General features: G+C 63.2%; 15 protein-coding genes. 6 read left to right on the top strand and 9 right to left on the bottom strand.

What is annotated here, in order from left to right; translation table 11 throughout:
* The first annotated feature begins 104 nt into the window (after nt 1–104).
* On the top strand, nt 105–1,058 hold the full coding sequence (locus tag MVC20_RS01915; protein WP_297537879.1) for a radical SAM protein: 954 nt from the start codon (nt 105–107) through the stop codon (nt 1,056–1,058).
* Nucleotides 1,059–1,297: 239 nt separating this feature from the next.
* On the opposite strand, the gene MVC20_RS01910 is transcribed toward MVC20_RS01915, so the two are convergent.
* Together MVC20_RS01910 and MVC20_RS01905 are read right to left on the bottom strand one after the other, a co-directional pair.
* A complete protein-coding gene (locus MVC20_RS01910) occupies nt 1,298–1,702 on the bottom strand; it encodes a hypothetical protein (RefSeq protein ID WP_297537877.1) in 405 nt (134 codons plus the stop codon).
* 8 nt (nt 1,703–1,710) lie between these two features.
* Nucleotides 1,711–2,913, bottom strand: coding sequence for a pyridoxal phosphate-dependent aminotransferase (locus MVC20_RS01905; RefSeq protein ID WP_297537875.1), 1,203 nt, complete (start codon nt 2,911–2,913; stop codon nt 1,711–1,713).
* Nucleotides 2,914–2,998: 85 nt separating this feature from the next.
* Here MVC20_RS01905 and MVC20_RS01900 point away from each other — a divergent pair, with 85 nt between their 5' ends.
* From MVC20_RS01900 to MVC20_RS01890, 3 genes are all read left to right on the top strand, one after another.
* Nucleotides 2,999–3,400, top strand: a complete 402-nt coding sequence (locus tag MVC20_RS01900) for a helix-turn-helix transcriptional regulator (RefSeq protein WP_297537873.1) — start codon at nt 2,999–3,001, stop codon at nt 3,398–3,400.
* Nucleotides 3,393–3,689 (top strand): succinate dehydrogenase assembly factor 2, encoded by a 297-nt coding sequence (locus MVC20_RS01895; RefSeq protein ID WP_297537871.1) that lies wholly within the window; start codon nt 3,393–3,395, stop codon nt 3,687–3,689. Before MVC20_RS01900 ends, MVC20_RS01895 begins: the two co-directional genes overlap by 8 nt.
* 90 nt (nt 3,690–3,779) lie before the next feature.
* Complete coding sequence (locus MVC20_RS01890) at nt 3,780–4,280, top strand: winged helix DNA-binding protein (protein ID WP_297537870.1); 501 nt, start codon at nt 3,780–3,782, stop codon at nt 4,278–4,280.
* On the opposite strand, the gene MVC20_RS01885 is transcribed toward MVC20_RS01890, so the two are convergent.
* From MVC20_RS01885 to MVC20_RS01870, 4 genes are all read right to left on the bottom strand, one after another.
* Entirely contained in the window at nt 4,274–4,972 is a 699-nt protein-coding gene (locus MVC20_RS01885; RefSeq protein WP_297537868.1) for a DUF1194 domain-containing protein, read from the bottom strand. The genes MVC20_RS01890 and MVC20_RS01885 overlap by 7 nt on opposite strands.
* Nucleotides 4,966–5,394: a VOC family protein gene (locus tag MVC20_RS01880; RefSeq protein ID WP_297537866.1), complete on the bottom strand. Its 429-nt coding sequence runs from the start codon at nt 5,392–5,394 to the stop codon at nt 4,966–4,968. Before MVC20_RS01880 ends, MVC20_RS01885 begins: the two co-directional genes overlap by 7 nt.
* Before the next feature lie 79 nt (nt 5,395–5,473).
* Nucleotides 5,474–6,895, bottom strand: coding sequence for a hypothetical protein (locus MVC20_RS01875; RefSeq protein ID WP_297537864.1), 1,422 nt, complete (start codon nt 6,893–6,895; stop codon nt 5,474–5,476).
* Between the two features lie 10 nt (nt 6,896–6,905).
* Nucleotides 6,906–7,832 carry a thymidylate synthase gene (locus MVC20_RS01870; protein ID WP_297537862.1) on the bottom strand — a complete coding sequence of 309 codons (927 nt, stop codon included), beginning with the start codon at nt 7,830–7,832 and terminating at the stop codon, nt 6,906–6,908.
* A 205-nt stretch (nt 7,833–8,037) separates the two neighbouring features.
* Here MVC20_RS01870 and thyX point away from each other — a divergent pair, with 205 nt between their 5' ends.
* Nucleotides 8,038–8,952 carry an FAD-dependent thymidylate synthase gene (gene thyX / locus MVC20_RS01865; protein WP_297537861.1) on the top strand — a complete coding sequence of 305 codons (915 nt, stop codon included), beginning with the start codon at nt 8,038–8,040 and terminating at the stop codon, nt 8,950–8,952.
* Nucleotides 8,953–9,324: 372 nt separating this feature from the next.
* Complete coding sequence (locus MVC20_RS01860; protein ID WP_297537859.1) at nt 9,325–10,230, top strand: hypothetical protein; 906 nt, start codon at nt 9,325–9,327, stop codon at nt 10,228–10,230.
* Nucleotides 10,231–10,408: 178 nt separating this feature from the next.
* Here MVC20_RS01860 and MVC20_RS01855 read toward each other — a convergent pair whose 3' ends face one another.
* From MVC20_RS01855 to trpA, 3 genes are all read right to left on the bottom strand, one after another.
* On the bottom strand, nt 10,409–11,707 hold the full coding sequence (locus tag MVC20_RS01855; protein ID WP_297537857.1) for a terminase family protein: 1,299 nt from the start codon (nt 11,705–11,707) through the stop codon (nt 10,409–10,411).
* On the bottom strand, nt 11,679–12,140 hold the full coding sequence (locus MVC20_RS01850) for a hypothetical protein (protein WP_297537856.1): 462 nt from the start codon (nt 12,138–12,140) through the stop codon (nt 11,679–11,681). The genes MVC20_RS01855 and MVC20_RS01850 overlap by 29 nt, the downstream gene beginning before the upstream one ends.
* A 109-nt stretch (nt 12,141–12,249) precedes the next feature.
* Nucleotides 12,250–13,041 (bottom strand): tryptophan synthase subunit alpha, encoded by a 792-nt coding sequence (trpA, locus tag MVC20_RS01845; RefSeq protein WP_297537854.1) that lies wholly within the window; start codon nt 13,039–13,041, stop codon nt 12,250–12,252.
* Between the last annotated feature and the right edge of the window lie 109 nt (nt 13,042–13,150).

The following is a 13,150-nucleotide window of genomic DNA, read 5'->3' as shown; positions in this document are numbered from 1 at the left end:
CAACTCTAACATGTTGGGGCGTCTTCACAATGGCGTCAGAACGCTTCTCTTGCCAGATCGCGAGCGTTAGGTGAGAAAAGAAAAACAGCAAGGTGGATGACCTTATGAAAGATACCGTCACCGGCCCGGCCAATCAGGGCAAGTTTCAGGACCCCGCGCGCACCGCCAAGGGCGAGTTGCGTGCCTCGGTGCCGCTGAGCCATCCTGAAACGCTGTGGTTCAACACCGGCACGCTGTGCAATATCGAATGCCGCAATTGCTATATTCTCAGCTCGCCCAGCAATGACGCGCTGGTCTACATCACCGAATCAGAGGTGCGTGACTATCTGGATCAGGTGCGGGAGCGGGGGTGGCCGCTGCGCGAGATCGCCTTTACCGGCGGCGAACCCTTCATGAACCCCGAGATGATCGGCATGGCGCGTGCGGCGCTTGAGGCGGGATACGAGGTGCTGATCCTGACCAACGCCATGCGCCCGATGATGCGCAAGACGATGCGGGAGGGGCTGTTGGAACTGGTGAAGGTCTGGGGCGACAAGCTGACCTTGCGGATCTCGGTCGATCACTGGTCCGAGGCGCTGCATGACGTCGAGCGCGGCGCGGGGGCCTTTGCCAAGACGGTGGAGGGGATGTGTTGGTTGCGGGATCATGGCATCCGCATGACCGTGGCCGGGCGCACCGTCTGGGGCGAGAGCGAGGCGGCGTCGCGCGCGGGCTATGCCGCGTTTTATGCGGAACATGGGTTCGAGATTGATGCGCATGATCCCGGTGCGACCGTTCTATTCCCCGAGATGGACGAGGGGGCCGAAGTGCCCGAGATCACCACGGCCTGTTGGGGTATTCTGAACAAGCGGCCCGAGGACATCATGTGCGCCTCGTCGCGCATGGTGGTCAAGCGCAGGGGGGCGGCGCGGCCAGCGGTGGTGGCCTGCACGCTGCTGCCCTATGCGCCCGAGTTCGAGTTGGGCGAGACACTGGCCGAGGCCGAGCGCGATGTAGCGCTGAACCACCCCCATTGCGCCAAGTTCTGCGTGCTGGGCGGGGCGAGTTGTTCGCGGTGAGGGTGGAGCCTGTTGCTGATCTTGGCCCAAGCGACAGAGCCGCGCGGTGCCCGTCCGCCGGGTGGGCGCTGTAACGGGGTCAGCTGGCACTTTATGCCTGCCAAATACTTCTGCGTTTCAGTGTGTTGAGACCTTGCAAAAGCGCCCGCCCGGAGGGGCGGACGGGCGCTGCGCGGCGGCGCGTACCGCGCCTTGATTCCGCGCATTGGAGATCGGGGCAAATGTCCCCTCCGGGCCCCTCACTCTCCCTTGAGCAGCCGGTCCGCCTTTTTACGCACCAGGACCGAGCGCAGGTCGTGCATCGCCAAGAGCAGGGCATCCGTCACCTGTTCGAGCTGGTCGTCGGTCGCCTTGGACTGCACCCAATGGGTTGTGGTGTTGAGGTAATCCACCGCGCGCAGGATATCGTCGATGTCGCGGTATTCGACCAGCTTCAGCCGTTCTTCCATCCACGCGGTGATGGCGGCAATGTCGGCGTCGGACAGGGCGCGGTCGCCATGCGGCTTGATTTCGGATTTGCGGATATTGACGGTGGCGATCTGGTCCATTTCGATCCGGCGCTGCCGGTTCTCGGTATCGACCCGAAACACGAAGGCCCCGTTCTCACGGACCCTGAAGTAATAATCCGGCAGATCGCCCGCCATCCGTCCCCCTAGCTTAGCCCTTTGCAGAATGTCTGTATCCGCGTGCAGGCCTCTTTGAGCGCTTCATCGGAGGTTGCATAACTGATCCGGAAATTCGGCGATAGTCCAAAGGCTGCGCCAAAGACCACCGCGACGCCGGTTTCCTCCAACAAGGCCGTGGCGAAGGCCTCGTCATCGGTGATCTTGGCCCCACCCGCACTGGTTTTTCCGATGAGACCGGCGATGGACGGGTAGACGTAAAAGGCCCCGTTCGGCGTGGGGCAGTCGATGCCCTCGACCTCGTTCAGCATCTTGACCACCAGATCGCGGCGGCGGGCGAAAACAGTGTTGTTCTCGGCGATGAAATCATGGCTGCCATTGAGCGCCTCGACGGCCGCCCATTGGCTGATGGTGCAGGGGTTCGAGGTGCTTTGCGACTGGATCTTGCGCATCGCGGCAATCAGATCCTGCGGCCCCGCCGCATAGCCGATCCGCCAGCCGGTCATGCAATAGGCCTTGGACACGCCATTGCAGGTGAGCGTGCGGTCATAGAGCGCCGGTTCCACCTGTGCGGGCGTGCAGAATTCAAACCCGTCATAGGCCAGATGTTCATACATGTCGTCGGTCATGATCCAGACGTGCGGATGGCGCAGGAGCACATCCGTCAGCGCCTTCAACTCGTCCCAAGTATAGCCTGCGCCGGTGGGATTGCTGGGCGAGTTGAAGATGAACCAGCGGGTTTTGGGCGTGATCGCCGCCTCGAGCGCCTCTGGCGTGAGCTTGAACCCGGTTTCGATGCCTGCGGGGGCAATCACCGGCTCGCCGCCCGCCAAGAGCACCATGTCGGGATAGCTGACCCAATAGGGGGCGGGGATCAGCACTTCGTCACCGGGATTGAGCGTGGCCATGAGGGCGTTGTAGAGGATCTGCTTGCCGCCCGAGGCGACGCTGACCTGCGCGGGCACATAATCGAGCCCGTTGTCGCGCTTGAACTTGGCGCAGATCGCCGCCTTGAGCTCTGGAATGCCGTCCACAGCGGTGTATTTGGTCTTGCCTTCCTCGATGGCGCGGATACCGGCCGCGCGGATATGCGCGGGGGTCGGGAAATCCGGCTCTCCGGCCCCCAGGCCGATCACGTCGCGCCCTGCGGCCTTGAGTTCCTGGGCCTTGGTGGTGACGGCGATGGTGGGCGAGGGTTTGACGCGCGACAATGTCGCGGAAAGACGGGACATGGCCGGCTCCGGTTTGAATTCACTCGTGGAATGTCTTAGGCTGCGGTCAGGGCGCGATCAAGCCCGATCACTGGAAAGGAAGACGATGACCGCAGACAGCACCGACGGCTGGTTCGATCCCGATGCCACCACCTTTGGCGACCGCGTGACAGGCGCGCGCGAGCGCGCAGGCATGAGCCAGGCCGATCTGGCGAAACGGTTGGGGGTCAAGCTCAAGACGTTGAAGGCCTGGGAAAACGATCTGTCAGAGCCGCGCGCCAACAAGTTGTCGATGATGGCGGGGATGCTCAATGTCTCGTTGCTGTGGCTGTTGTCGGGTGAAGGCGAGGGGCCGGGCGCGCCCGAGATGGGCGAGCTGTCGCGCGACGTGATCGACATGCTGACCGAAATCCGCGACATCCGCGCCCAGATGACCCGCGCGACCGACCGTCTGGGACGGCTGGAAAAGACGCTGCGCGCCAAGTTACGGGAAGAAGCCGGTGAGTGACACGCCCGTCGAGGCCCCGGGCGGCACCGATGAGCCGCACGCCCACCGGATCAAGCGCCTGCGCATGCGCGCGATGCGCCGGGGAATCAAGGAAATGGACATCATCCTGAGCCGCTATGCCGAGGCGCGGCTCGAGGTGATGGACAAGGCCGCATTGGACGGGTTCGACGCGCTGTTGTGCGAGAACGATCAGGATCTCTATCAATGGGTGACGGGTCAAGCCGCGCCGCCTGCGCGTTTCGCGCCCCTGGTGGCAGAGATTGCGGCAGAGGCCAGCGGCGGAAAGTAGATCGCATTTTAGGCGGTTTCGTCGCGATTTACCGAATGTTCGGGTTTTTGCCAGATGGTCCCGTGCGAGCAGTATCGCACGGAGACCGACATGAGCTATCACAGCCCCCTCGCGACGAGCGCCGTTCAGAGCGCCTTTATCAGCAGCTATCTTGACGCTTTGTCGCTGGTGGAGCGCCTGCACCGGCTGTTGCTGGATGTCATCAAGGATGAGTTCGAGCGCGTGGGCGTGTTGGAAATCAACGCGGTGCAGGCGCTCTTGCTCTTCAACATCGGCGACCACGAGGTGACGGCGGGTGAATTGAAGTCGCGCGGTTACTATCAGGGCAGCAATGTCAGCTACAATCTCAAGAAGCTGGTGGAGATGGGATATATGCACCATCAGCGCTGCGAGGCGGATCGCCGGTCGGTCCGGGTGCGGCTGACGGAAAAGGGGCGCACGATCCGCGATCTGGTCGGCGATCTCTTTGCCCGCCATGCCGAGGGGTTGGAGGCGCGCGGCGTTCTCGGCCCAGACGGGATCGACCAGATTACCGCCTCCTTGCGCCGGGTGGAGCGGTATTGGACGGATCAGATCCGCTATATTTACTGAGGCAGGGGGGCGGCCTGCGGCAGGGACCCCAGCATGAGATCATTGATCTCGCGGAAAAGCTTGCGCGACATGGCACGCTCGAAATCCTCGAAACCTTGGGCGACTTCAAGAAAGGCCCCCGGCCCGTGGAGCACTTCGCGCTGGTAATACTGCGTGACCTGCGGGTCGTGCCCCTCGATCACGAGGCCGTTGACCGTGATGCCGTCAAACGGAAAATGCTTGTAGGCAAGCGCCGGGCCAAAGCCCTGATTGTTGATCCCGTCGCCCGAGACGTCGATCACCTGACGGTCGCAGCGGGGCGCGCGCGCCAGAAGCGCCGCGCCATAGCCCAGCGCCGAGCCGAGCCCCGTGGGGTAATCGCTGGTCGAGCGTTGCATGCCCGCCAGCACCGCCACCGCCCCGGTGATGTCGGCGTCAGAGCGCAGAAAGGTCCAGTCGAGATGCAGCCTGTCCTGAAAGCGGCCGCTCCACTCATAGACCGCCAGTGCCACATCGCCCGTGCCGCCACGCAGGATCGCCGTGCGGATTTCGGGCGCATCGAGCGCCGAGGCGAGGCCCACCCGTTGCAGGGCATATTCCGCCTCATCGACCGAAGAGGATACATCGAGGGCAAGCACCAGCGCAAGGCGGCAGGCGCCTTGGGCCGGGGCCGCGAGGAGCACGGCCAGAAAAAGGGCCGCGAGCCTTACCAATGGCCGATATTCTCCATGCTGGCCCAGGGTTCGGCCGGGGGTAGGGCGTCACCCTCCTGCAAAAGCTCGACCGAGATATTGTCGGGGCTGCGCACAAAGGCCATGCGCCCGTCGCGCGGCGGGCGGTTGATGGTGACGCCATTGTCCATCAGGTGCTGGCACAGCTCATAGATGTTGCTCGTGGCATAGGCGAGATGGCCGAAATGGCGGCTGTCCGAAGGCAGGCCTTCGTCGCCGTCCCAGTTATAGGTAAGCTCGACCGGGCACTCTTCCTGGCCTTCGGGGGCCATGAACACCAGCGTGAAGCGCCCGCCCTCGTTGTCCCAGCGGCGGGTTTCCTTGAGCCCCAGAAGGGCAAAGAACCGCTGCGTCGCCTCAAGGTCTTTGACCCGAACCATCGTGTGCAGATATTTGATGCGCATGGTCATCCTCCGTGATTGCAATGGGTCGGAGGATAGTGGCGCGTGCGCCGGTGTCGAGGGCAATCTGGGGCGGGGTGGCTCAGAACTCGGACCGGATCCCGAGGGTGATCGAGGTTTCCTCGACATCGAAGCGGCTGATGTTTGAATCGCTGCGCTCGCTGGTCACGGTGAGGGTGGGGACAAAGCCCATGTAGCCCCAGTCGTTGAACGTGGCGGTGACCCCGCCGAACACCGACCGGTCGTCACGCCCGCCCGGGACGCTGATAAAGCCGACCTGGAAGCTGGAATAGTCCAACTGGCTGAGCCCGAGGGAAAATTCGAGGCTGGCGGGGCCGATGTCGCGGCCCAGCTGATAGCTGGCAATGCCGGTCCATTGATCCGAGGCGCGGTTGATGCCGTTGCTGTCCGTGTCGCGATATTGCACCTGAAAGCCGATCTGCGCGCCGCTTGCAAAGGTCAGGCCGACACCGGCAAAGCCGCTGGCGACGGTGCTGTCGGCCCCGCGCGCTCTCTCGTAGTGTTGATCCTCGAAGGTGCCGCCAAAGCTCAGTATCAGGCGGTCGGTCAACCGGTGATGGCGCGTGGCCCCCACGCGCGCGAAATCATAGAGCGGATCGTCCGCATACCAGACCCGCCCGCCGTCGAGGTCGAATTTCCACGTCACCGCTGCGGAGGTGCCGCGCAGATACTGGGTCAGCCCCAATTCCGCGACCGTCGAGGAGAGGTCATCGCCGCTGAGCCCCGGCACAGAGTCTGAGATCTGAACCCGCCGGGCGTTGACGCGGGCGCGGGCGCGCGTCTCGCGGCCGTCGCTTTTGGCAAGGCGGTAAGAGGCCGCGACCTGTGCCGTGGTGATCCAGCCCGAGAGCGCCTGTGCCGAGGGGCTGAGCGTGCCCACCACCGGCACGCCGTCAATCACGTTGAGCGGGCTGTTGGCCCCGTTGTTGACGTTGTCGGAGGGGGTCGTGGAAAAGCGGAAATCGAACCGTAGCGGGTTGCGCGCGCGCACGTTCTGAAAGGCGGTCACGGTCTGGGCGCGGGCCACCTCATCGGGGGCGTGATCGACCGCGCGGCGCAGCCAGAATTGTGAGCCGGTCAGGCGCTCATCGGCAAAGCTGAGCTCTGCCGCGAGATTGGCGGCCTGAAAGCGCTGCGCGTCCGATTTGGCATGCCAATAGGCGAGCGCGGCCTTTCTTTCGGCGGCACCATAGGCCTTGGCCTGTGCAAGAGCCACGGCCTGAAAGTAAAGGGCGCGCGGATTGTGCGGGTCGGCCTGCAAGAGGCCTTTGCTCAGGTCATAGGCAAGGCGCGGCTGACCTGCGCCAAGGGCCTGGACCGCCAGCGCATCGGCCTGGGCAAGGGTGAGGTTGGCCGGTGTGGCCGCGCCAAGTCCGGCAAACCCGAGCGCACCAGCAAAGGTGCTGGCCCGCAGCAGGTGTCGGATGGCGCGCAACAGGGGCAAGAGGCCTATTTGCGCCTTGGGATAAACCGGGGCGGTCATCCCTCCGCCTTTAGCGGTCAAGCACGAAAATGCCGGTTTCCAACTCGTTGGTCAGCCCCAATGGATCGCCCGGCCCGTCGAACTGGTTGAGCTTGATTGCGCCCGCGACTTCGGTCGCGCCGACACCACCAAAGATACCGGCGGAAGAGCCGATGCTGGTGCCGGTCACGCGCTCGCCGGGAAAGGCGGCTTGGTCATATTCGACCGTGCCACTGAAGGTGCCGTCTGCGGTGATCTGTGTGTTGATCAGAACGAGCGACGGCAGATTGATGACCACGCCGCCGGGGGCCTCGGAAATGCGGCGGTTGATGATATTGCCTTCGACCGCCCGATCCCCGAAGTTTGCCCGCAGCACGACATCGCCCTGGGTCGAGGCGGCCTGGGTGGGGATCAGTTCATCTGCAAGTCCGGCGGGAGGTGGCAGCAGATCGCCCCCTTGGGAGTCCAGATTGGTGAGGCCGACATAGCGGCCAGTGTAGACCACTTCGCCGGTTGTCGGCTGTGTATAGGTGCCGGTTCTCTCGAACACGGCCCCGGTGAAGAACCGGTTGCGCGGGCCGCCGGTGGCAGCGACGCCGGCCGTTACCGCACCCGAAGTCTGGCTCTGCGCGGCAAAGGCGGTGCTGTGCCGCGCGGCCGCGTTCTGCTGGATCGTGTAGGCCTGATAGCCCGGCACATCGAGCGCTACGGCGCGGTTGTATGTCACGGGGTCGGTGGTGCCGTCAAAGGTAAGCCCCTCGACCGTCAGGGTCTGGGTTCCGGGATCGAACTCTACCCGCGTCACATCCTGGGAGATCTCGGTGGGAACGGTCGTATCCGTGGGGGGCGCCGTCGTGCCGTCATCTTCGCCGGGATTGTCAAACGGATTGGAGGATCCACCACCCCCACAGCCGCCCAGAAGGGCAGCGGCCATCAGGCCTGCCACGATATGTTTCATGATGAGACTGCCCTCAATATGTTTTTTGTTCGTTTTGCGAGCAGCCTCAGGCTATTGTCTTTAAAAGTCAATTCCCGATACAGCCACGGATTGCAAAAACTGCCCCGCTGTGGCGCATGGGCAAACACCCGATATGGGCTTGGCGCGTGTGTGATCCCCAAGATATAGTGATCTCCGACTCGTTCTTGTGATGAAAGGCCTCGCCATGCCCCTCAGCCCCGACCAACAGGCCGAAATCGACGCGCAGCGCGCGCAGAGCCAAAGCACCCTGCGCGCCACGGCGGCAGGGATGGAAAAGCATCTCTACACCGCCTATCCCGTGCTCGATCATGGCTTTGTCCGGGTGATCGACTATATGGGCGACGATGCCGCCATCGTGCAGGCCGCGCGGGTGAGTTATGGCGCGGGCACCAAGCATGTGCAGAACGATGAGGGGCTCATTCGCTATCTCATGCGTCACTGGCATTCGACCCCGTTCGAGATGTGCGAATTGAAGCTGCATGTGAAGCTGCCGGTTTTCGTGGCGCGGCAATGGATCCGGCACCGCACCGCCAATGTGAATGAATATTCGGCGCGCTATTCGATCCTCGATCGCGAATTCTACATTCCGGCACCCGACATGCTGGCGGCGCAATCGACCACCAACAATCAGGGGCGGGGGGCAGCGCTGGAAGGGGAAGAGGCGCAGCGCGTGTTGCGCATCCTGACCGAGGACGCGATGCGCTGCTATGACCATTACGAAGAGATGATTTCGCAAGAGGGCCAGCAGGGGCTGGCGCGCGAACTGGCGCGGATGAACCTGCCCGCCAATATCTATACGCAATGGTATTGGAAGGTCGATCTGCACAACCTCTTGCATTTCCTGCGCCTGCGCGCCGACGCGCACGCCCAATACGAAATCCGCGTCTACGCCGAGGAGATCTGCCGCCTTGTGGCCGATTGGGTGCCCTATGCCTACAAGGCCTTCGAGGATTACCGCATGGGCGGCGCGACGTTGTCTGCTACCGCGCTCGATTGCGTGCGGCGGATGCTGAAGGGCGAGATCGTCACACAGGAAACCTCGGGCATGAGCAAGGGGGAGTGGCGGGAGTTTGAGGGGGTTTTGAACGACCGCGCGTAGGTTGCGCGTTTATTGCGCAGCCCGTGGGCCTTCGCCAAATCGTGCGCACTGGATGCACACCCTGCGGACAATATACCGGGCCATCACGGTGAGTTTAAAAAAGCCCGGGCCTTGAGAGGGCAAGCGGCGTTCCACCGGAGTGGTTGAGCACTGCCGGAGCGCAGCTTTGCCTCTGCCTTTCGACGATTGGCCACCGGTATTGGCCCTATGGAAACACTTTGTTTCGGCTGGCGCGTGATTCAGGTCTTTCCCGATAAGGCGAAATCACGCTTAATTTGTGGCAAAAATGTGTGCTCCGCCCGATTGGGTGAAGATTTATTCCTGAAACGTGAATTTGTGCGGTGAAGTCAGTCCAATTTGGAGGAATTCGCGATGAACAAGATTTTTACATACCAGGTGGACGGGCTGGCCTACACCGTCACGCTGTATGAGGACCCCGACAATCCCGGTACGTTCCTGGCGGATATCACCGTCGACGAAGGGGCCATGGATGTGAACGCCATCTACTTCGGAGATGATGACTTTGGCGGTGACAGTGCGGGGCTGAGAGGGCCGCTCAACATGAATGGCGCCCAGCTGGATGGGCAGCAGGTTCAGTGGGATGCAGCCGTTCAACTGAGCCGCCCGGGGCTTGGGCCCGAGGGTGAGGATAAGGAGACCTACATCTCCAGCGGCGAAACTCTGACAATACAGCTGGATATCGACAGCCTTGACGAGGTCGATGTGTTCGGCATCCGGGCAACGTCTACAACGACGGAGAGCGGCTCGATCAAGGCGGTGTCCGACGAGCCGGAAGAACCCGAAGAGCCCGAGGACGATCCGGTCTATGACAAGGTCGGCTTCGGCGTTGCAATCGGCGAGAACGGCGGCATCGAGAGCGGGGTGTTCGTGCGAGAGGACGACCTGCCCGAGGGGCAGGAGGGCACCTTTGCGAACTATGTCGATTACTACGAGGAGCAATACGGAGACGATCCGGAGTTTGCCATCTCGCAACTGGAATCGGTCGTTGTTTACAACGTGTCCATTGAAGTCGATGAGAACGGCGACGTTCTGGAAATTCCCGAGGAGTTGTTCAGGGTCGATGCGCCCGAGGAAGGGTTTCAGGATGCCGACGCGTTGATTGCCGCCTATGAGGAAGCGATCGACAGTGCGGCGTCTGAAGGGGCGGCGGACCCTGATGGCGCTGACCTGTTGTCGGCCCTTAGCCTGGATTTCGGTTTCGAAGAGGACGCCTTTCCGGAGGACGAACAACTCGAGGACGACTACGAAATGATCTGAGTGGTCGGTTTGAAGCGTCTGGAATTCGAGCCGACTTTTTGAGGCGTAATGCAGGAGTTTACGACACCCTCGCCGATTGCGAGGGTGTCGTCGTTACGGCGGGTTTGCCATCCGGGCGCGGCTGGGGCGAGGTACCGGGGCAAGCCCGGGACGGTAGCCTCCGTAAGGGCGTGCCCAATCACACCCCCCGCACCCTTGGGCGGACCCATTTCGAGGCGGGTTCGACGATCAGATCGGTGAGCGCCCAGACCAGCGCATCGACGCGGTCGGGGCTTCCGCGCCCCTCATAGCCGCGCGCGGTCATGGCGCACATCTGGTCCTCGAGCGCCCCGAGCCCGCGCGCGTGATGCACGCGGCCCTGTTCATAGAGGGCTGCCACAGGTTCGGCCCGCGCCACCTTGCCCCGGCTGGCGTGGACCTTGCGCAGGGGCACGAGGGGATCGACCTGCCGGATCACCTGTTCCACCAGATCGCCGCCCTGGTTGACCTCGGCCACCACGCGTTCGGCCCCCCAGAGTTCGCGCGCGCGGATCGCGGCGCGCGCCCAGCGGGCGGGGCTGGCGGCGTTGACGCTGGCATCGGCCAGAACATAGGCGCGCCAGTCCTGCACCGGGCCGCGCGTGATCGCGCCCACCACGATGATCCCGCATTCATCCGATCCCGAATGGCCCGTGACGGGCGGATCGACCGCCACCACCACCCGGTCAAACTCGGGCAGGGTTTCGATCCGGGCCGCCTCGATCATTGCGGGGGTCCAGAGCGCGTCCTCGGCCTCGTCGATCAGCAGGCCGTCCAGTTCCTGCCGCCCGAGCCGCGTGCCGGCATAGCGCGCGCGCACCTCGTCAAGGAAGCCTTCGGCGAGATAGGCACGATTGGCCTCGGTCGGAGCAGAGGTGGTGACGGTGCTTGAGGCGGCGAGAATATCCTTGAGCACGCCGACATTGCGCGGCGTGGTGGTGACGCAGACGCGGGGATTGTCGCCCAGACGCAGGCCGAATTGCAGCATGTCCCAGGTTTCGCGCGCGCGTTTCCACTTGGCCAGCTCATCCACCCAGGCCCCGTCGAATTGCGGGCCGCGCAGCCCTTCGGGATCATGGGCGGAAAAGGCCTGTGCCACCGCGCCATTGGGCCAGATCAGGCGTTTGCGCGTGGCCTGCCACTCGGGGCGGCGGTCGGGGGGCGAACAGGCGAGAATCCCGCTCTCGCCAAAGATCATCACCTCGCGCACCTGGTCGATGGTTTCGCCGACAAGCGCGATCCGCGTGCAGCGGCCTGCATCCATGGGGCGTGCGCCTTCGACCTGGGCGCGCACCCATTCGGCGCCGGCGCGCGTCTTGCCCGCCCCGCGCCCGCCCATGATGACCCATGTCCGCCAATCGCCCGAAGGGGGCAGCTGATGTGGCAGCGCCCAGAACTCGAAGAGATAGGGCAGGGCCATGAGTTCACCGTCACTCAGGGCATCGAGGAAGTCTTCCATGACAACTGGCCCTTTTGAGACGATCCAGTCGGCACCCGATCTGATGCCGGGCGTCGTCGAAATCGAGGGCGTATCCATGGACAATGCCAAGGTCTTCTTTTCTGCGTCGTTCAAGCTGTGCCTCCGCTTCCAGGGCGATCTTGAGCCACTGCCGGATTTCGGTGGTGGCCTTGGTCGCGTTTTTCAGTTCATCGAGGTCGCCGGACCTGATCCGTTGATAGATCTCTGCCAGATCCGCGCGCATATCGGCCAATTGCTGTTCCAGCGCGTTGATCGAGGTGGTCAGGCCGGTGGGCCCCTCGTCGGGGGTGATCAAAACCATGCGTGCTCTTGCCTCGTGAGTGGTGTGTTTCGGTGGGCCCCTCTGGCTGAACGGCACGAAAAAACGGCCGCCGGGGTTTACCCCGGGGCCGTTGCCCAATTCGTCCAGCATGTCACAACCTATACGTGAGGCCGTGCGCCGAGTCAAGTTTCAGAGCTTTAGCTTTTGGCTGTAACTAACCGGTATGTTTACATTTTATTAGTAAATGGCGCGCGAGCCTTCAGGCGCGGTGGGCACCGTCCGCCAGACCTTTCACAAAGCTCAGCACGTCATCAGCCGAATTGCCTTTGGCGATTTCCGCCACGATGGCCGAGCCCACGACGCAGCCATCGGCGACGCTGGCGATGGTTTGGGCGGTTTCGGGCGTGCGAATGCCAAAGCCCACGATCACCGGAAGATCGGTTTGCGCCTTGATGCGTGCCACCTCGGGGGCGACATCCGCCGCCTCTGCCGCCGCCGCCCCGGTGATGCCGGTGATCGACACGTAATAGACAAAGCCGGAGGTGTTCTCGAGCACCTTGGGCAGGCGTTTGTCGTCGGTCGTGGGCGTGGCGAGGCGGATGAAGTTCAGGCCGGCCCGCGCCGCCGGAATGCAGAGTTCGTCATCCTCTTCGGGGGGCAGGTCGACCACGATCAGCCCGTCGATCCCGGCGGCCTTGGCATCGGTCAGGAACTTGTCCACGCCGCGATTATAGATCGGGTTGTAATAGCCCATGAGCACGATGGGCGTCGTATCGTCGCCCTTGCGGAACTCGCGCGCCATGGCCAGCGTTTTCTCAAGCGTCATGCCGGCCGTCAGTGCCCGCTGGCCAGCCAGTTGGATTGTCGGACCATCGGCCATCGGGTCGGTAAAGGGCACGCCCAGTTCGATGATGTCCACGCCCGCGCCGGGCAATCCCTGCATCACCGCGAGGGAGGTGTCATAATCCGGATCGCCCGCCATGATATAGGAAACGAAGGCCTTCTTTCCGGCGGCCTTCAGCTCTGCGAATTTGGCGTCGATGCGTGTCATGCGGCTTTGTCCTCTGAATGGGTCCGTGCGGGTTTGGCGCAAAGCGCGCGGGAAATCAATGCCCGGCTTGACCTTGGGCCGCGCAAACCCGTAGATGCGCGCAATTCAC

It is taken from the genome of Roseovarius sp. (genome assembly GCF_027019125.1).
Taxonomy (GTDB): Bacteria; Pseudomonadota; Alphaproteobacteria; order Rhodobacterales; family Rhodobacteraceae; genus Roseovarius.
This window is presented reverse-complemented; position numbering and strand designations above follow the sequence as displayed.